19 protein-coding genes are annotated in these 18,415 nt (G+C 57.2%); 8 read left to right on the forward strand and 11 right to left on the reverse strand.

Annotated features, from left to right (window positions below; translation table 11 throughout):
* Positions 1 to 82: 82 nt before the first annotated feature.
* Positions 83 to 520 carry a VOC family protein gene (locus KQ940_RS19615; RefSeq protein WP_217415750.1) on the reverse strand — a complete coding sequence of 146 codons (438 nt, stop codon included), beginning with the start codon at positions 518 to 520 and terminating at the stop codon, positions 83 to 85.
* A 240-nt stretch (positions 521 to 760) separates the two neighbouring features.
* On the opposite strand from KQ940_RS19615, the gene clpB reads away from it, so the two are divergent.
* Positions 761 to 3,337, forward strand: a complete 2,577-nt coding sequence (gene clpB, locus KQ940_RS19620) for an ATP-dependent chaperone ClpB (protein ID WP_217415752.1) — start codon at positions 761 to 763, stop codon at positions 3,335 to 3,337.
* Positions 3,338 to 3,547: 210 nt separating this feature from the next.
* Here the strand turns inward: clpB and KQ940_RS19625 are convergent, their stop codons facing one another.
* A complete protein-coding gene (locus tag KQ940_RS19625; protein ID WP_217415754.1) occupies positions 3,548 to 4,795 on the reverse strand; it encodes an IS4 family transposase in 1,248 nt (415 codons plus the stop codon).
* A gap of 379 nt (positions 4,796 to 5,174) precedes the next feature.
* On the opposite strand from KQ940_RS19625, the gene KQ940_RS19630 reads away from it, so the two are divergent.
* Both KQ940_RS19630 and KQ940_RS19635 read left to right on the forward strand, forming a co-directional pair.
* Positions 5,175 to 6,161 (forward strand): GAF domain-containing protein, encoded by a 987-nt coding sequence (locus KQ940_RS19630; protein WP_217415756.1) that lies wholly within the window; start codon positions 5,175 to 5,177, stop codon positions 6,159 to 6,161.
* Positions 6,154 to 6,375, forward strand: a complete 222-nt coding sequence (locus tag KQ940_RS19635; RefSeq protein WP_217415759.1) for a hypothetical protein — start codon at positions 6,154 to 6,156, stop codon at positions 6,373 to 6,375. Before KQ940_RS19630 ends, KQ940_RS19635 begins: the two co-directional genes overlap by 8 nt.
* A 272-nt stretch (positions 6,376 to 6,647) precedes the next feature.
* Here the strand turns inward: KQ940_RS19635 and KQ940_RS19640 are convergent, their stop codons facing one another.
* The 4 genes from KQ940_RS19640 to KQ940_RS19655 form a co-directional block, all read right to left on the reverse strand.
* The gene (locus KQ940_RS19640; RefSeq protein ID WP_217415762.1) at positions 6,648 to 6,923 is read right to left on the reverse strand and encodes a type II toxin-antitoxin system RelE/ParE family toxin; all 276 of its coding nucleotides are present in this window, start codon (positions 6,921 to 6,923) and stop codon (positions 6,648 to 6,650) included.
* A gap of 3 nt (positions 6,924 to 6,926) precedes the next feature.
* Positions 6,927 to 7,205 carry a damage-inducible protein J gene (locus KQ940_RS19645; protein WP_217415769.1) on the reverse strand — a complete coding sequence of 93 codons (279 nt, stop codon included), beginning with the start codon at positions 7,203 to 7,205 and terminating at the stop codon, positions 6,927 to 6,929.
* Positions 7,206 to 7,405: 200 nt separating this feature from the next.
* Entirely contained in the window at positions 7,406 to 8,137 is a 732-nt protein-coding gene (locus KQ940_RS19650) for a TrmH family RNA methyltransferase (protein WP_217415771.1), read from the reverse strand.
* Positions 8,134 to 9,771: an NAD(P)/FAD-dependent oxidoreductase gene (locus KQ940_RS19655; RefSeq protein WP_217415773.1), complete on the reverse strand. Its 1,638-nt coding sequence runs from the start codon at positions 9,769 to 9,771 to the stop codon at positions 8,134 to 8,136. The genes KQ940_RS19650 and KQ940_RS19655 overlap by 4 nt, the downstream gene beginning before the upstream one ends.
* A gap of 164 nt (positions 9,772 to 9,935) precedes the next feature.
* Between KQ940_RS19655 and rlmE the strand changes: the two genes are divergently transcribed.
* Both rlmE and KQ940_RS19665 read left to right on the forward strand, forming a co-directional pair.
* On the forward strand, positions 9,936 to 10,568 hold the full coding sequence (gene rlmE / locus KQ940_RS19660; RefSeq protein WP_217415775.1) for a 23S rRNA (uridine(2552)-2'-O)-methyltransferase RlmE: 633 nt from the start codon (positions 9,936 to 9,938) through the stop codon (positions 10,566 to 10,568).
* 186 nt (positions 10,569 to 10,754) lie between these two features.
* On the forward strand, positions 10,755 to 11,099 hold the full coding sequence (locus tag KQ940_RS19665; protein ID WP_036189746.1) for a cupin domain-containing protein: 345 nt from the start codon (positions 10,755 to 10,757) through the stop codon (positions 11,097 to 11,099).
* A 155-nt stretch (positions 11,100 to 11,254) separates the two neighbouring features.
* Here KQ940_RS19665 and KQ940_RS19670 read toward each other — a convergent pair whose 3' ends face one another.
* Together KQ940_RS19670 and KQ940_RS19675 are read right to left on the reverse strand one after the other, a co-directional pair.
* Positions 11,255 to 11,587 (reverse strand): hypothetical protein, encoded by a 333-nt coding sequence (locus KQ940_RS19670; protein ID WP_217415777.1) that lies wholly within the window; start codon positions 11,585 to 11,587, stop codon positions 11,255 to 11,257.
* 360 nt (positions 11,588 to 11,947) lie between these two features.
* Positions 11,948 to 12,994 (reverse strand): HAD family hydrolase, encoded by a 1,047-nt coding sequence (locus KQ940_RS19675; RefSeq protein WP_246590208.1) that lies wholly within the window; start codon positions 12,992 to 12,994, stop codon positions 11,948 to 11,950.
* A 329-nt stretch (positions 12,995 to 13,323) separates the two neighbouring features.
* Here KQ940_RS19675 and KQ940_RS19680 point away from each other — a divergent pair, with 329 nt between their 5' ends.
* Positions 13,324 to 13,674, forward strand: coding sequence for a DMT family protein (locus tag KQ940_RS19680; RefSeq protein ID WP_217415787.1), 351 nt, complete (start codon positions 13,324 to 13,326; stop codon positions 13,672 to 13,674).
* 172 nt (positions 13,675 to 13,846) lie between these two features.
* Here KQ940_RS19680 and KQ940_RS19685 read toward each other — a convergent pair whose 3' ends face one another.
* The 3 genes from KQ940_RS19685 to KQ940_RS19695 form a co-directional block, all read right to left on the reverse strand.
* Positions 13,847 to 14,146: a DUF1127 domain-containing protein gene (locus KQ940_RS19685; protein WP_217415789.1), complete on the reverse strand. Its 300-nt coding sequence runs from the start codon at positions 14,144 to 14,146 to the stop codon at positions 13,847 to 13,849.
* 264 nt (positions 14,147 to 14,410) lie between these two features.
* Positions 14,411 to 15,640, reverse strand: a complete 1,230-nt coding sequence (locus KQ940_RS19690) for an EAL and HDOD domain-containing protein (RefSeq protein ID WP_217415791.1) — start codon at positions 15,638 to 15,640, stop codon at positions 14,411 to 14,413.
* Between the two features lie 137 nt (positions 15,641 to 15,777).
* Positions 15,778 to 16,674 (reverse strand): LysR family transcriptional regulator, encoded by an 897-nt coding sequence (locus KQ940_RS19695; protein WP_217415793.1) that lies wholly within the window; start codon positions 16,672 to 16,674, stop codon positions 15,778 to 15,780.
* 387 nt (positions 16,675 to 17,061) lie between these two features.
* On the opposite strand from KQ940_RS19695, the gene KQ940_RS19700 reads away from it, so the two are divergent.
* Both KQ940_RS19700 and KQ940_RS19705 read left to right on the forward strand, forming a co-directional pair.
* A complete protein-coding gene (locus KQ940_RS19700) occupies positions 17,062 to 17,871 on the forward strand; it encodes a DODA-type extradiol aromatic ring-opening family dioxygenase (RefSeq protein WP_217415795.1) in 810 nt (269 codons plus the stop codon).
* Between the two features lie 111 nt (positions 17,872 to 17,982).
* Positions 17,983 to 18,414, forward strand: coding sequence for a GFA family protein (locus KQ940_RS19705; protein WP_246590209.1), 432 nt, complete (start codon positions 17,983 to 17,985; stop codon positions 18,412 to 18,414).
* The last annotated feature ends 1 nt before the right edge of the window (position 18,415 follow it).

The following is an 18,415-nucleotide window of genomic DNA, read 5'->3' on the forward strand; positions in this document are numbered from 1 at the left end:
TAAGAAACCGGAACCATAAGGACTGGCGCCGACCTGGTGGATCGGCGCAGCGGGACCAAGTGCAGGGTGAGGAGGGAGGACGTTACTTGGCGAACAGCGCGTCCAGATTCTTGAATGCCTTGATCTCGATGGCGTTGTCGGACGGGTCGAGGAAGAACATGGTGGCCTGTTCACCCACATCGCCGGCGAAGCGGATATAGGGTTCGATGACAAACTTGGTGCCCAATGCCGTCAATCGATCGGCTAGCGCCTGCCACTCATCCATCGGCAGTACGATACCGAAGTGACGCGCCGGAACCTTGTGGTTATCCACATCGCTCAATGCGTCACAGCCGCACTCCTCGGGCGCCACATGTGCGACGATCTGATGGCCGTAAAAGTTGAAGTCGCACCACTTGCCGGGCGCGCAACGCCCCTCGCTGCAGCCTAGAACGGAACCGTAAAACTGACGGGCCTGCTCCAGATCGCGAACCGGGAATGCGAGGTGAAAGGGGTGAATCGTTTGCTTGGGCTGGCTCATCGGAGACTCCGGAGATGGTTGGCTGTGTTCATCAGTGTAGAGCGGTTTGCTCTTGTTGCTCGCTGGCGTTCGGGACTGCCTATGCTACAGATAAGTGAACCTGAGCCTTTAGCATTTATATGAGCGTTGTCTAATTTTTATACGCCAGGCTCTTGAACACCGGGATAAACACCCTCATCTAATGTGGTAACAGAAAAACCGGATTCCAATCCGGCGCCGCAGCGTTCAGAAGGAGAGCCTATGCGTCCCGACAAATTCACCTCCAAGCTTCAGGAAGCCCTGGCCGATGCCCAGTCGCTGGCGATCGGCAAGGATCACAACATGATCGAGCCGATCCACCTGCTGGCGGCCTTCCTTGAGCAGCGCGGCGGCTCGATCCGTCCGCTGCTGAAACAGGCCGGTGCCGAGCCGATGCAACTGACGCGCAAGGTGGGCGAAGCGCTCGATCGCCTGCCCGTGGTCTCCAACCCGGACGGCGAGATCCGGCTATCGCAGAACATGGCGCGGCTGTTTAACCTGACCGACAAGCTGGCGCAGCAGCGCGGCGACGAGTATGTCGCCAGCGAGCTGGTGCTGCTGGCGATGCTTGAGGACAAGGGCGATGCCGGCAAGATCCTTAAGGATGCCGGTGTCACCCGCGAGTCGCTGACTCAGGCGATCAACAACGTGCGCGGCGATCAGGCGGTCACCGATCCCAACGCCGAGGAGAACCGCCAGGCGCTGGACAAGTACTGCATCGATCTGACCGAACGTGCCGAGTCCGGCAAGCTGGACCCGGTGATCGGCCGCGACGACGAGATCCGTCGCACCATCCAGGTGCTGCAGCGCCGCACCAAGAACAACCCAGTGCTGATCGGCGAACCCGGCGTCGGCAAGACCGCCATCGTCGAGGGGCTGGCGCAGCGCATCGTCAACGGTGAGGTGCCTGAAGGCCTCAAGCACAAGCGCGTGCTGGCGCTGGACATGGGCGCGCTGATCGCCGGTGCCAAGTTCCGCGGCGAGTTCGAGGAGCGGCTGAAGGCGGTACTGAACGAGCTGTCCAAGCAGGAGGGGCAGATCATCCTGTTTATCGATGAGCTGCACACCATGGTCGGCGCCGGTAAGGCCGAGGGCGCCATGGATGCCGGTAACATGCTCAAGCCGGCACTGGCGCGCGGTGAGCTGCACTGCGTCGGCGCCACCACGCTGGACGAGTATCGCCAGTACGTGGAGAAGGACGCCGCGCTGGAGCGCCGCTTCCAGAAGGTGCTGGTCGACGAGCCGAGCGAGGAAGACACCATCGCCATCCTGCGTGGTCTGAAGGAGCGCTACGAGGTGCACCACGGGGTCGATATCACCGACAGCGCCATCATTGCCGCCGCCAAGCTGAGCCAGCGCTACATCACCGACCGGCAACTGCCGGACAAGGCGATCGATCTGATCGACGAAGCCGGTTCGCGCATCCGCATGGAGATGGACTCCAAGCCGGAAGAGATGGACCGCCTCGACCGCCGCCTGATCCAGCTCAAGATGGAGCGCGAAGCGCTGAAGAAAGAGAAGGACGACGCCTCGCGCAAGCGCCTGAGCGAACTCGAGGGGCATATCGCTACGCTGGAGAAGGAGTACGCCGACTTCGAAGAGGTGTGGAAGGCGGAAAAGGCCACCCTGCAAGGCTCCGCTCAGGTGAAGGAGAAGCTCGACCAGGCCCGCATCGAGATGGAACAGGCGCGCCGTGCCGGTGACCTGGCCAAGATGTCGGAGCTGCAGTACGGCCGTATCCCGGAGCTGGAGAAGCAGCTACAGGCCGCCGACAGCGCCGAGCATGAGCAGACCGAGACCAAGCTGCTGCGCAACAAGGTCACTGACGAGGAGGTGGCCGAAGTGGTCTCGCGCTGGACCGGCATCCCGGTCAGCAAGATGCTCGAGGGCGAGCGCGAGAAGCTGCTACGCATGGAAGAAGCGCTGCACCAGCGCGTGGTGGGCCAGGACGAAGCGGTGATCGCCGTCTCCAACGCCGTGCGTCGCTCCCGCGCAGGTCTCGCCGACCCCAACCGTCCGCACGGCTCCTTCCTGTTCCTTGGCCCCACTGGGGTCGGCAAGACCGAGCTATGCAAGGCCCTGGCCGGATTCCTGTTCGATACCGAAGAGGCAATGGTGCGCATCGACATGTCCGAGTTCATGGAGAAACACTCCGTGGCCCGCCTGATCGGCGCACCTCCCGGCTATGTCGGCTACGAAGAGGGCGGCTATCTGACCGAGGCGGTCCGCCGCAAACCCTACTCCGTACTGCTGCTCGACGAGGTGGAGAAGGCGCATCCGGATGTGTTCAACATCCTGCTGCAGGTATTGGAAGATGGCCGCCTTACCGACGGCCAGGGCCGCACCGTGGACTTCCGCAACACCATCGTCGTCATGACCTCGAACCTGGGCTCCGACCTGATCCAGAACTACACCGAGGACGACGACTACAACCTGATGCGGAGCGCCGTGATGGAAGCGGTCGGCATGCACTTCCGCCCCGAGGTGATCAACCGTATCGACGAGGTGGTGGTGTTCCACAGCCTGCGCAAGGAGCAGGTTGCCGGCATTGCCAACATCCAGCTCGAACGCCTGCGCAAGCGTCTGGCCGAGCGCGAACTGACCCTGACCCTGACCAGCACCGCGATGGACAAGCTGGTCGACGTCGGCTTCGAGCCGATCTACGGTGCGCGGCCGCTGAAGCGGGCGATCCAGCACTGGATTGAGAATCCGCTGGCGCAGAAGATCCTGGCCGGCGATTACGCGCCGGGGGATGAGATTGGGGTGGATGTTGAGGCTGGGGAGTTTGTGTTCAGGTAAGTTTTCCGGCGTTCCCGCCTGATTGTGAAAGAGCCTGCTGATGTTTCAGTGGGCTCTTTTTGTTTTGGGTGGTTAGGGTTTCGCCCCTTTGGGGCGAGTGTCTTTTCTTTGCTTGTCCAAAGAAAAGGCACCAAAAGAAACGACACCCCCGCGAAGCAGGCCTTCGGCTCCCCTGCGCTTCCAATCCACCCAAGTTAAGCATGGTACCCGTCAACAAGGCTTTTGATTCATGAACTTATGTGGCTTTGGCCTTGCCTTGCGTGGCTTCGACAAGCCCGAACGGTATTGGAATGTCCGTCGAGCGATCAGCTCCATAGCATCCTGCAACCAAGAGAGAGCCGCCGCGCCCAGCAAGACGCCAGGCAGAAGAGGTTTCAACACCGTATGGACATAAGCACGGTTGATACGTCGCTCCTCCGGCAGCAAGTCATCGGCTGCTAATGTCACCAGAGACGCCAGGTTATCGCAGAGCACCTTGGCGGCAAAGTCCTGCTTCACCGCCTGATCCGACAGCCCGGACACATGTTCGAGATTGAGCCGATGCTTCAGCCGTTTGAAGGCCTCTTCGATGCGCCAACGCCGGTGATAGAGATCGCCGAACCGCTCTGCCGGAAAGGCCTCGGTGTCCCGCAGATTGGTCATCAAGACCCGTACACTCCCGCTCGGCGTCCGATCGCGTATCAAACGCACGCGTTGCGGCGTCGCCGGACAACCGAAGTCGGCTACATCGCAAGGATCGGGCGCTCGAAGCGTCACGACCTGCTCGGGCAACCCCGAGCACAGGAAGTCACGGACACACCCGAAGCCACTGTTGCCGCTCTTCTCGACCCGCATGCAGAAGCGGATGCCCCACTGGTTCAGCACCGACACCAGACAGCGGCAGGGATAACCTCGGTCCATCAGCAGCAGGTCATCCTCCTGCAGGTAGTTGAGGTGTTCGAACAGCATCTGCCGTTCACTCTCGTGAATGCTGTACAGGGAGGCCGCCAGTGTCATCTCGGCATCCGGCAGGTAGAGGCCGAACGCGATCCGATCACGAACGGCAGCACGGGGGACATGGCTGGCCCGCAGGCCAAAACGCAACGGGGACGCGTCGGCTGCCACCAGACGCAGTCCTTGCCAACGTGGAATCCAGCCCTCTTGTTCGGCGCGCGCGATCAGATAGTGGTTGAGTCCGGGCAACGCATCGGCGGACAGCTTGACACGCGCCTGGGCGAACGCCTGCTCGGAGACCTCCCGTACCAGCAGCGCCTGTCGACGCAGATGGGCGAAGAACTGGTCCAACTCGGCCTGCACACTCTTGCACAGTCCCGTGAGCATGACGGCGATCAGGGATGGGAGCGGCAGCTTGCGCTGTCGAGTGAACGCGTTGGGATGGTCGGGGTGCCGGGCACTCTGCCGGAACTCCTCGGAATGCAGGTAGTGCGAAAAATCGGCAAACAGTTCGTCAAGGGACATGGGGATAGTACTCGGATCGAAAACGATCCCCATTGGCCGCCGTCCTGCTTGCTTAAAACACGGACGCAATCAGGACGGCGGCCGCGCGATGCGGAGGCACTGTCAAGTGATTTTTGGGATTTGTTGTGGCTCATGCCATCAGCGGGACGGCTGACGATGATACGGTTGATCCTTAACTTGGGTGGATTGCCTGCGCTTCTCGAAGCGACGGGATGGCTGAGAAGCTCGCCGCTACGCGGCTCAGACAGCTCAGCCATTGATTCCCGCCGCTTCTGCGATGCTCGGCTGCTTCGAGGGGTAAAGAGCAAATTCGGTAGTAATGTGCTGGGATATTGGTTTATAGTCTTGTCTGAAAGTAATTAATATTCCGGTTTTTAAAATGTATTCCAAAAAAGTTTCTGATGTTATAGATGCGCTTGTTAGGATAAATAAACTATCTCAGTCAGGCGTTATTTTTTGGAATACTTTGTTGCTTCCAATTTTAATAGCGGTTTTTGTTACCTATATTTTGGAATTAAATAAAAATCCAGAGGGAAGTGTAAGTAAATTAATTTGGTTTTTGGTAGTCATTGTCACTTTTATTCATTTGTTTGTTGTGTATCTTCAGTATCGAGGATCGTCTATAGATACGTTGTTAAAGGAATATCAAGAAAAAGATAAAAAACTAAATGAAGTGGCTAGAGATTTTGAAGAGCTTAAAAGTTTCTATGAAATGGATGTTGAGTGTTTTTCTAGTCAGCAAAAAGCAATTAGATTTGCCGTAAACTCATTAAGCTACGCGATTGGTAAGTTGAGAAACTTAGAGTTAGAAAGTGAAAAGGCGACTGTGGATGAAATTAATGAAATGGTTCATAGTTTAATTTGGCCTTTAGTTGTTTATCGAGAGAATTTGTTCGGCTTTAAAGCTGGAGTGTTGTGGAACATAGCGCTTTATGGACTTAATGCAGACAACGAGTTAGAACCTATTTGGCGTAAGTGTGACGAGCGAATCAAACCCAGAAATCGAACTTGGAAACCAGGTTTTGGCGTTGCGGGAATGTCTTTTTTACATAAAAGTATAAAATATTATGAAGATATTAAAGAAAATGCCGTTAATGACGATAATACTATAAGTGACTTGGAAACTTACAGAAGTATTATCGCAATACCAGTTATACCATGTGAGGATGAATCTAGTTCTGATGATTTCAACCCTTCGGGAGTTTTGGTCATAACTAGTAGTTCGGAATCACAATTTCAGCTAGATAGAGATGCTGACTTTTTGCAGATTTATGCTAATCTATTGGCTGTGTTCTTGGAAAAAATTCAGACATATTTTGAGCATTCCAATAATGTTCAAAACGTTGGCGGAGGGGACGATGAGTAGAAAAAATCCTCATGTTATTATGGGTGAATTAGTCAAAGGCTCATCAAGTCAGGGTTACTCAGTATCGGTCGCATTTTACAAGTCAACTTTGAGTAGTGCTTATAAACCTGATGCAAAAGATATGTTAGATGAATTGGAAAGTGATATAGATAGGAAAAAAAGGCTTATAAAAGTTCGTGCACGCAAAGTGGCTGCTAAGCTTGCGGCTGGGTAGAAAATAATGAATTGGTGTTAGAGTAAACTTATGTTGGTTGTGGCACAGAATATCCCCTAGGGGCAGCCGAGCATCGCAGAAGTGGCGGGAAACAATGGCTGAGTTGTCTGAGGAGCGTAGCGACGAGTTTCTCAGCCATCCCGTCGCTTCGAGAAGCGCAGGGGAGCCGAAGGTCTGCCCCTCGGGGTGCACTTTCTTTTGGTTCGGTTTTCTTTGTGCAAGCAAAGAAAATGAACTCGCCCTTCAGGGCGAAACCAGAAAAACTATACACCTCACCCCGGAAACTTATGCTTCTGATGCAACACACGCATTACGCGAATCGCTGAACCATCCACCCAGTACGAGACAATCATCGACACTTCGGGGATGATCAGTGACCGGCCGCGAATATGGGTACGCTGCACGCCCATTAATGGCTGATCGAGCAGGTTTTCAACTTTGGCTTCGATGATCTCATCGGTTTTTTCGGCCACGACAGGGTTTACGTCGTATAGAAATTCGAAGATCTTTTCGCGGTCGTTCAGGGCTTCCTCTTCCCAATAGATCATCCATCAGCCTCGATTTCGTATTTTGGCTTTGCGTTCGGCCATACGTTTCTGAGCGTCGTCATGGGTGACGAAGACCGCCTGGTCAGAGTCCAGTTTGGCGAAAGCCGCATCGATCTGCTGGGTCAGCCAAGCGTCATGTGCCATTGCCTTGCGTTGCTGTTCGGCAAGTTGCTCGGTGAGTTCACGACAGGCGTCGCTCAATGTGCGTCCCTGGCTTTCGGCCATAAGCTGAGCGAGCCGCTTTACCTCTTCGTCAACACGAAATTGAATACGGGTATCCATGGTCGATTCCTGTTTTTGTGCCAACAAATGTTAGCACGGGATGGGGAGGCTAACAAAGAAGCCAGTAACAGCGCCAGAACAGGTATTCCCCGTTGGGGGGCTTTCTCTTGATGCCGTCTTTGTGCGGGCAACGCGATACCCAAAGGGCACAGTGAGTACCTCGCCATCAGGCGAAAGCGATCTAGCCGAAACGATCAGATCTATGCCTTACCGCGCTGGCGCTCATACACGCTGAGACTCACGGCGGTACCCAGATTGAGCGACTCGATCAGACCGCTGCCGGGAATGGTAAACGCCTGAGCATTCAGTGCACTCAGCGCTTCATGCGGTACTCCCCGCGCTTCGTTGCCGAAGATATAACAGTCGCAGCTGGCAAATCCTGGGCTGCTGATTGGGTCGCCCTGCATATCCAGATAACCAGGTTGGTGGTAACGACCGCTCAGGGTGTCGATCGGTACCTCGGACTCCAGTGGCACATGGAAGATGGCGCCCATGCTGGCGCGGATCACCTTCGGGTTGTACGGGTCGACGCTGCCGGGGCTGAGCAGGCAGCGGTAGCCGCCGAACCAGGCCAGGGTGCGCAGAATGGTACCCAGGTTACCCGGGTCCTGAATCTGGTGCAGATAGATCGCGGGTTCGCCGCTTGAGGGGGCGGGTTGCAGCGCATCGATCGGCACCAGGGCCACGATCCCCTGCGGGGTTTTGGTATCGCTGATCGACGCCATCTGCCGTTCGCTGATCAGGTGGTGGCGGAAGGGGCTGTCCCAGTGCTGGTAGCTGTCGGTGAGGTAGAGTTCGGCGCCGAGCAGGGCCGGGCGCTGGGCGGCGGCACGCTGCAGCTCCAGCACCAGATGCTCGCCCTCGACCAGGCAGTAGCCCAGCTGCGCGCGGTACTTCTTCTGCTGCAGCTTCTTGATGTCGTCCAGCTTCATGGCTGTTCGGGGCCCTGCTGTTGCAGCTGCTGCAGCATATCCAGCGCCAGAGCCTCGGCGACCTTGATGCCGTCGATACCGGCGGAGAGGATACCGCCGGCGTAACCGGCACCCTCACCGGCGGGGTAGAGACCGCGCACGTTGAGGCTCTGCAGCGTCTGCGGATCGCGGGTGATGCGCACCGGTGACGAGGTGCGCGACTCGATGCCGGTCAGCACCGCATCGTCGCGATCGAAGCCGCGGATCTTCTTGCCGAAGGCGGGCAGGGCCTCACGCATCGCCGTAATCACGTAATCGGGCAGGGCATCGGCCAGGTTGCACAGCTTCACACCCGGCTGGTAGGAGGGCTCGACCTGACCCAGTGCGGTCGAAGGCTGGTCGCGCAGGAAGTCGCCGACCAGCTGGGCCGGGGCGCTATAGTCTTCGCCACCGAGCTTGAACGCGATCTCTTCCAGACGCTCCTGCAGCTCGACACCCGCCAGCGGACCGCCGGGGAAATCCTGCTCGGGATTAATACCGACCACGATACCGGCGTTGGCGTTGCGCTCCTGCCGTGAATACTGGCTCATGCCGTTGGTCACCACGCGGCCCTCTTCCGAGGTGGCGGCCACCACCTGACCGCCCGGGCACATGCAGAAGCTGTACACGGCACGGCCGTTCTTGGCGTGATGGATCAGCTTGTAGTCGGCGGCGCCGAGCTCCTCGTGCCCGGCATATTTACCGAGCCGCGCCCGGTCGATCATCGACTGCGGATGCTCGATGCGGAAACCGATCGCAAACGGCTTGGCTTCGATATGCACCTGACGGGCGTGCAGCATGCGGAAGGTGTCGCGGGCACTATGGCCCAGCGCCAGCACTACATGGCGGCTGTGCAGCTCCGAGCCGTCTTCGAGTACCACGCCACGGATCGCGCCGTCATCGAGCAGCAGGTCGTTGACCTTGGACTCGAAGCGGATCTCGCCGCCGAGCTCGATGATCTCGGCGCGCATCTTGGCGACCACACTGGTCAGGCGGAAGGTGCCGATATGGGGTTTGCTGACATAGAGGATCTCCTCCGGGGCGCCCGCCTTGACGAACTCCTGCATCACCTTGCGGCCGTAGAACTTGGGATCCTTGACCTGGCTATACAGCTTGCCGTCGGAGAACAGACCGGCACCGCCCTCGCCGAACTGCACGTTCGATTCCGGAGTGAGTACATGCTTCCGCCACAGCGCCCAGGTGTCCTGGGTGCGCTGGCGCACGTTGCGGCCGCGCTCAAGTACGATCGGCTTGAACCCCATTTGTGCCAAGATCAGTGCCGCGAACAGACCGCAGGGGCCGAAACCGATCACCACCGGGCGCTCGGTCAGCTCCGCCGGTGCCACCGCGACCGGATAGTAGTGGGTATCCGGTGCCGGTTTGACATGCGAGTCGTTGGCAAAACGCGCCAGCACGGCGTCATCATCGGCGGTCTGCAGATCGATGATGTAGACGAAGGTGATCTCGGTGCTCTTCTTGCGGGCATCGTAGCTGCGTTTGAACACGGTGAAATCGAGCAGCTGATCATCGGCCAGTGACAGGCGTTGCAGAATGGCTTGGCGCAGCGCCGCTTCGGGGTGATCGAGCGGCAGGGAGAGTTCGGTGAGGCGAATCATGCTAGGGCTTCCGGCCGGTTGACCCGGCAAAGGCATAAAAGATGGTGCAATTATACCCGCCGCCGGCGGTGAAGTCAGGCAAGCGACGGCGCTTGGGCCGTTGGCCTGTACCGCATCGAGCGCGTACAATTGGGCCCTTCATTCAGATCCGGTTGTTGTGAGTCATGGCCCGTCCTACCCGTTCCAAAAGCAGTGCTCGCTGGCTCGATGAGCATGTCAATGATCCCTTCGTAAAGCAGGCTCAGGTCGACGGCTATCGCTCCCGTGCCAGCTACAAGCTGCTGGCGATCAATGACAAGGACAAGCTGATCAAACCCGGCATGTTGGTGATGGATCTGGGCTCCGCTCCCGGTGGCTGGTCCCAGGTGGCATCGAAGCTGGTGGCACCCAAGGGGCGGGTGATCGCGTCCGATATCCTGCCGATGGATGCGATGGCGGATGTGGAGTTCATCCAGGGCGACTTCACCGAGCAGGAGGTGTTCGACCGGATCATGAGCGCCGTGGGCGGCGCGCCGGTGGATGTGGTGATCTCCGATATGGCACCGAACATCAGTGGCGTGGCCTCGGCCGATCAGGCGTCGTCGATCTATCTGGTCGAGCTGGCGCTGGATATGGCCTGTCAGGTGCTCAAGCCCAAGGGCAGTTTTATCGCCAAGGTGTTCCACGGCGAAGGTTACGAAGAGTTCGTCAAAGCGGTGAAGGAGCACTTCGATAGCGTCGTCGTGCGCAAGCCCGAAGCGTCCAGGGCACGTTCGCGAGAGGTTTATCTGGTTGGTAAAGGGTTCCGGGGCGGTTAACCGGCCGCCCGTCCCGATTCAAACAGCCAGCCGTCAGTCATGCTGGTGGCAGCTTTCCCGGCGCGCTCGGCAACGATTGCAGGCTTGATCGCCTCAACGGCGTATTTAAGTGTCGATGCCAGACATCTGGCGTGACATGACAGCTTGCATAATGTCGGACCTTTTCATCGGTTATCTGGAGCTGACATGTCCGACTTCATCACTGTTCTGCGCGAAACCTGCCCGACGCCTGTGGTTGATGCCACCAAGTGGACCCGCATCGGCGGCGACCCGCACACCGTGAACCTGAACGCTTACACCTCGGCGGACGGCAGCAAGATCATGGGTACCTGGATCTGCACCCCGGGCAAGTTCGAGGTGAACTACGAGAAGTGGGAGTTCTGCCACTTCCTCGACGGTTACTGCATCATCACCCCGGAAGGTGAAGAGCCGAAGCACCTGAAGGCCGGTGATGTGTTCGTTATCGAACCGGGTATGAAGGGGACCTGGGAAGTGGTGGAGACGGTACGTAAGTACTTCGTGTTTGCCTGATCGGTCAGAGGCGAGTTTGGGGCCTTACCCAGGCTGGACCGTCTAAGTCTGCTGTTCTAGAGCCTGCTGATCTATCGGTGGGCTCTTTTCGCGTTTTGTCTCGACCACTATCGGCGAGAAGCGCGCTGAGCTCCTCTCGCCACTCGGCAAAAAACCTAACCCTGCAGATGAAAATTGAGCGGCTTGTCAGCAAAGGCCTGGCGCTCGGCTTTCCATTTGGCCAGGGTTTCGCCGGCATCTTCCGACAGGGGGAGTTCGATCGCCGCGATCAGTTCGCCGCGGCTAGTCCCCATATCTTCCAACACTGCGTCGGTGTAGTTGAGGAGACTCGCAAGCTGCCTGCGGTACTTCCATTCGGTCAGCCGCTGTTGAAAAGCCCGGTAGACCCGTGTTGCGACACCTTGGGTACGCGGCTTGCTGTGCGATGCGTCGCTGTTAACGGGACGGTTTAACTCAACTGCATTTAAGTACAAATCGAATGCGGACATGGTAAGCCCTCTCTTCATGGCGATATCTTGTGGATATCTCTATTAATCTGGATGTAAATGTAACTTAAAAACTTATATATGGTGGATTTTGCTGCCTAAGCGGAATGGATACAAACGACAAATAGTCCAAAACTGGTTAAGTTTTATTCATCATTAGGTGTGTTGTCGGTGGAGTGGCAATAGCTGTTGTGTCGCGCTGAAGCAGCTGACGAGAATGGGAATTGGGGAGCGGGGGCCGATCTGAATGGAGCGCTCACTCCGATAATGGGGACGAAGGCCGGCATAAAAAAGAGGCCGGTTTTACCCAGCCCCTGCGTTTCGCTGTCCGCCGTTTATGCAGTGATAACCTTAGCGATCAGCTCAGTGGAGCTGATCCGGCTTGACTACCAGCCAGGATTTGTCGGCAGTCACCGCCTGGCCCAGCGCTTCCTGCTGGGCGGCTGCGTCTGCCCACCAGGCTTCCATCTTCTTCATGTACTTGTCCTTGCGGTTGACCCAGATACGCAGGCCGCCCTTGTCCATGTCGGTGCCGTTGAACAGCATGTAGCCATCAGAGAGCGGCGAGTCGCCGGCGACGAGGACCGGTTTTTTCCACTGGTCGATCCAGCCCAGAATTGAGCCCAGTTTGCTCTCGTACCAAGTCATCGGGTTCATCAGGTAGGGGGTGAGCTCCAGCGACAGGTTCTTGGCCGGGTCGTAGCTACCGTTCTTGATCTGCAGGCGCGAAGTGGTCAGGGCGCCACTGTCGCGGTCTTTCAGCAGCATGTTGACGCCGATGACGTTCTGCGGTTTCACGTTGTAGCCGTACTTGGGATCGCTGGCGATCATGCGCACGATCTCCTCGCTGGCCGCGGTCATCACGTAGACTTCGATGCCGTTCTCCTGTAGCCGGTTGTACAGCTCGGTCATGCCGGCGAACACCTTGGGCGGGTTGACGCTGCCGGAGACCACCTTATCGCCGTCGTAGTACTGAATCGGGATCTTCTTGTTGTAGGCCATCACCTCGTCGACGTAGCCCTTCAGCTCCTGCAGCGTGAAACCGGCAAAGATCTGCGCCACCCAGGGGTAGCAGACCAGGTCGTCGATCTCACAAAGGCGGTAGTAGTAGCTGTTCAGGCTCTCCTTGAACTCCGGGGTGTCCTTGAACGGGATCAGCTTCAACGACGGGTCCATGGTCTCCCGGGTAAGCAGGCCCTTCATCTCCAGGTAGGGCAGCAGCGACTCTTCGATATCGTACTGGTAGCTGGTGTTGTCCATATCGAATACGGCGTAGGCGCCGCTGTTGGCGTTGGCGCTGATCATGTTGTCCAGCTGCTTGGCAACGTCGGCTGGCCAATGTGTCAACTCGGTTGCGCCGGCACTCAGGCTGGCGATCGCCAGCGTCAGACCTGCCAGGATTTTGTTCATTCTCCTCATATCGTTCTTCCTTATTATTTCGCCCGCATAAATAGGCGTGAGGTTGTGTGTAACAAAAGTGAAACACTTTGGAGGCTAGAGCGTTGGGAGATGAACAATGAGCCTGATTACGACCCCTGCATATCTTTCTATACCGTTCGGTGGGGGGCCAAGCAGGTCATTGTCCACAGGCTGGCTCACGCCAAACCATAAATTAGCTCTGGGACTGGTTCCTCAGCATCCGATACCGTGGTAAAAAGTCCCGGCTGTCGACCTTCTTCGACAGCGTCTGCCGGCGATTCCGCCGCACCATCTCCTGATCGTATTCGTCCGAGGCTTTCGTGAACCCTTTTGCCATCTCGATACTGCTGCTGATCTGCAGCAACGTGTTTATGACCTTTGCCTGGTATGCGCACTTGAAGGAGATGAGTGGCAAGCCATGGTTGATAGCGGCCTTGTTGAGCTGGGGGATTGCGCTGATTGAGTATATGTTCCAGGTGCCCGCCAACCGGGTTGGCTACACGGTGATGAACGTCAGTCAGCTCAAGATCATGCAGGAGGTGATCACGCTGAGTGTGTTCGTGCCGTTCGCACTGTTTTACCTGAAGGAACCGTTGAAACTGGATTATCTCTGGGCGGGTTTGTGTCTGGTTGGTGCGGTGTTTTTTATGTTCAGGGACAGGTTGGCCTGAACTGACGCACTAGGGAGGGAGGTCGGTGGTTCAGGAGAGAGCTAAGTCGGGTGGATGATACAGATAGCTGCACCAGCAGCGTCCCGGGTGAGGCGCATCTGCTACCTGATCGTTATGGGGGAGATCAGGCAGTCAGTTTAAATCCGGGCGCTGCTGGGTGCCTTGAGCGCGCTTAGCCGGTGATCCGACGCTCTTCGCGCCAGCGGCCCAGTGCCTGCTTGGCATCCTGGGTCAGCGGCAGTTCGATCGCCATGATCAGCTCGCCACGGGTCATACCGATATCTTCCAGTACGTGGTCGTCGTAGTTGAGCAGGCTTACCAGGGCGCGGCGGTATTTCCATTCGGTCAGGCGCTGGGCCAGTGAGCGGTAAGCGCGCACTGCCAGATTGTCTGCCGGAAACTGGACGCGCAGCGCATCCCAGTACAACGGATTGTTAGACTGTGAATTCAGCTGAAGATCATATGTAGACATGAGAGGGGCCTCGTTTGTGGCGATATCTCATGGAAATCGCTCATTAGTTAGATATAAAACGTTGTTTATATCGATATTTGCAGCGAATGATGCGCCTAAAAAATGACCAATTCAAACTACAAAAAATCCGCTTTTTGTTAACTTTTTTTCATCTATTTTTGCGAAGGAGTGGCACAGGTTTTTACTGGAGGTTTGAGCCGGCTAGGGCCTTATCCAGGTGGGGCAGGAGACAGGAGGTTGGACGCTTAGGCTGGCTTCGGATCTTTAGCCCATCATCGCCAGCGTTCGATCGGCCCACCCCATCGCTTCCAGATTGGCGCGATGGTAGAGCGGGTGATCGGAGATGCGTATACGGCTCCAGAAGCCGTCACAGAATGCGGAGACTCGTGTCAGCAGCTGGCCCAACTCGCCCTCATGGTCGATGATCGCGGCTTTCATCGCATCGCTGATCGCGATCTGGTCGAGAACGGCGCTTTTCTCGATATCCAGTAGCGCGTCGATGCGATCGAGCATGCCACACAAGAAGGCTGTACTTGGTGATATACCCGGCAGCTTGAGCTCCTCGGCAAGCTGTTCGCACATGCAGGCGGCGATCAGTACCTGGCGGGTCAGTTCCGCAGGTTTTGCTTTCTGTCCGGAGAGAGCGATCAGCGAGACCCATTTGCGCACTTCGGTAAGACCTAGAATCACCAGAGCTTCCATCAGGCTGTCGATCTTCCGTGTACGTGACATCGCTGCGGAGTTCACGATCGAGAGTAAGCGGTAGCTGAGACTGGGATCCTGTTCGATCAACTCGACCAGGCGCTTCTCCTGCGGCTCGGGCTTGAGCAGTTCAGACAGAAGCTGGAGCAGGATCGTCTCATTGGATTCGATACGGCGACCGGCAACAATCTCCGGGTGCTTCAGGAAATAGCCCTGAAACAGTTGAAAACCCAGTGCGATGCAATCTTCGAGTTCGGCATGGGTTTCGATCTTTTCGGCCAGTAGCGTGGCACCGAAACGTTTCAACAAGCGCACCTGGTCATGCATCTTGGCAATGCCCAGTTTGCGGATATCGAGGCGTACGATATCGACATGGTCGAGCAACTCGTCGAATGCACGATCATAAACGAAGTTATCCAGCGCGATGCGGTATCCCGCGCGCTTGTAGCGTTTTATGGATTCGATCGATACGTCGTTAGCCGCCAGCTCCTCCTGCAGTTCAAACACCACCTGCTTGGGCGATAGCGCCGGCAGTGAGTCGGTTTCCAGCATCTGCCGTGGCAGGTTCAGAAATACCGGAAGCTGACGCAGGGTCTGGTTATCCACGATGCTGCTGTAAGCGTTGATCAGCACGTTGCAGGTTGCGTGACGGCCGTTGAGTACATTGGCGACTTTGGTTTCGTCGTCACTGCGGTAGAGCAGCTCATAAGCTACGACGCGCAGATTGCGGTCGAAGATCGGCTGTCGGGCCATCAGAACCTGGGGCGTGTCGGACAAGGTGGGTGACTCCATGAATGGTGCTGCTCAACAGAGCATAGTCTCTATTCGACGCAACTGAACGACTTAACGATCGGCGAGGGTATCGCGTGTGATGAACGCCAGGCGAGATCCAAGATGAAAAGTGATCATACCCCAGATGCCGGGCCTGATCACTCGAATCGATCCCAGTAGGGTATGTCGCCGAAATAGCCGCTCACAAAGTCGATAAAGCGGCGTACCTTGCTCGCCATCAGCTGTCGGTGGGCATAGACCGCATAGAGGCCCAACGGCTCGGGTTCGTACTCCGGCAGGATCACCCTGAGCTTGCCCTCATGTATGGCCGGGCCGCAGATGAAGGTTGGCTGCATCACGATCCCGGCGCCCTGAATCGCGGCCTGGACCAGAACGTCGCCATTGTTGGTGACCAGGTCGCCGGCGCTGTGCCGCAGTCCGCTGGACAGGGTCGAACTGGGGTCGCTTTCCATATGGCTGTAGCGCAGGTAGCGATGCTCTTTCAGCTGTTCCGGGCTAGTTGGCGTGCCATGCCGGGTCAGATAATCGGGCGAGGCGCATAGCAACAGCCGCACCGGGGCGATGCGTCTGGCGACCAGCGAAGAGCTTTTTAATCGGCCGATGCGCAGGGCGACATCGAATCCCTCCTCAACGATATCGACCTTGCGGTCGCTGAGCTGCAGGTCGATGCCCACCGCGGGATGCGCCTGTTGAAAAGCGCAGAGCAGCGGTGCCAGGTGGCGGCTGGCGAAGGAGACCGGGGCGCTAATTCGCAACAGGCCCTGAGCCTGGGTCTGCATATCGCCGACCTGACTTTCCAGGTCATCCAGTTCGTCCAGCAGTTGCTGTGCCCGCCGGTAATAACGCGCGCCCGCCTCGGTCAGGTGTACCCGGCGCGTGGTTCGATTCAGCAGCCGCGCACCGAGCTGCTGTTCCAACTGGCCGACGTATTTGCTGACCAGTTGTGGTGACATGGATAACCGTTCCGCCGCCCTAGCGAAGCTGCCTTCGCCTGCGACGGTGATAAAGGTGCGCATCGCGTCGATACGGTCCATCGCTGTCTCCTGCTTCGGAGTGCATAGGGAAACGCTAATTATCAATATTATGTTGTTAATGAAGCAATAATTTTGCGGTTAATTATCACAACTGGAGATAGTACAGTGGGTAACATCCAATCATCAGCAGTCCTGCCTGGATCTGTTGATGTCGCCTGCCACGGCTTGTTCAAGTGCAACCGCATCAGACTTAGTGAGGCATGGCTGAGTCAGGCGAATCCTGACGCCGGGGGCGTTGTCGAGGCGGTGACCTGACACACCTGGCAAAGCCGGCTATTACTCCATTCAAACGCTCAACCCCAACGGTATCGTGCCGGTTGGACCGTTATCGAATTAAACTTGGCGATAGATAGTTGAATCGCGTGAACCTTGATAGGTGAGATGATCATGAATAAGCGGACCGATATCCTGTTTCTCTCCCATGGCGGCGGTCCGATGCCGCTGCTGGGCGACCCTGATCACCGGGAGATGGTCAACAGCCTTGAACAGTTTGCCGCCAAGATGCGCCAGCCCGATGCGATTCTGGTGATCAGTGCCCACTGGGAGGAGGCGGTGCCGACCATCACCTCGGGTGCAGCGCCTGGCTTGATCTATGACTACTACGGCTTCCCCCCCGAGTCGTATGAAATTCAGTATCCCAGTCCCGGCGAGCCTGCACTGGCGCAACAGGTCTGCCAGGCGCTGCAGAGTGCGGGTATTGCCGCGCGGTTGGATGAAAAACGCGGTTATGACCACGGTATGTTCGTGCCGTTGAAGGTCATGTACCCGCGGGCGGATATACCCTGTGTGCAGCTGTCGCTGGTCAACAACCTGGATGCCGAAACCCATCTACAGATCGGGCGGGCGCTGCAGGCGCTGGACTACAATAACCTGCTGGTGATCGGCTCCGGTTTTTCGTTCCACAACATGCGGGCGTTTTTCGCCCCCGATACACCGGATATCCGGGCGCGCAACCAGGCTTTCGAAGATTGGCTGTTGGATACCTGCGTCAACCCCGATATTGATGAGGCCGAAAGATCCCGGCGTTTCATCGAGTGGGAACGCGCGCCCCATGCGCATTTCTGTCATCCGCGCGAGGAGCATCTGCTGCCCCTGCATGTCTGCTACGGCATGGCCGGACGACCCTGCGATGAGCACGCTGTAGCGACCATCCTCAGGAAAAAGTCGGGGCTATTCCGTTGGTCGCGCGCTGAATAGCAGAAAGATGGTGAAGTTTCCTGAGTGATTTTGCTCCCTGACTTGCCGTAGGGCGAGATTGGCGGCCAGAATGAGACGTGTGTCTTGCCGTTAACACTAGGGAATTTCGCCATGTCCGACTATCGCGTGTCCGGCAGTTGCCTCTGCAACAGCGTAACCTACGAGATCACCGGCAATCTGGGCATCTTCCAGTACTGTCACTGTTCGCGCTGCCGTAAGTTCACCGGCAGCGCCTTTGCTGCCAATATGTTTGTCCTGCCCGAGCAGTTCCGCTGGACCAAAGGCGAGGAGTTGGTTGCACGCTTTGCGCTGCCCGAGGCGAAACACTTCGCCACCGCATTCTGCCGACACTGTGGCTCGGCTCTGCCGTGGATGGCTCAGACCGGTAAGGCGGTGGTGGTGCCGGCCGGTACTCTGGATGGTGACCCTCAGCTGCGACCGACACAGAATATATTCTGTGCGTCGCGGGCGATCTGGTTTAGCGATCCGGATAGCTTAGCGTCCTACGACGAGTTACCCCCGAGACCGAACAGTAAAGGCTGAT

The sequence above is a fragment of the Marinobacterium ramblicola genome (genome assembly GCF_019084545.1).
Classification (GTDB): domain Bacteria; phylum Pseudomonadota; class Gammaproteobacteria; order Pseudomonadales; family Balneatricaceae; genus Marinobacterium_D; species Marinobacterium_D ramblicola.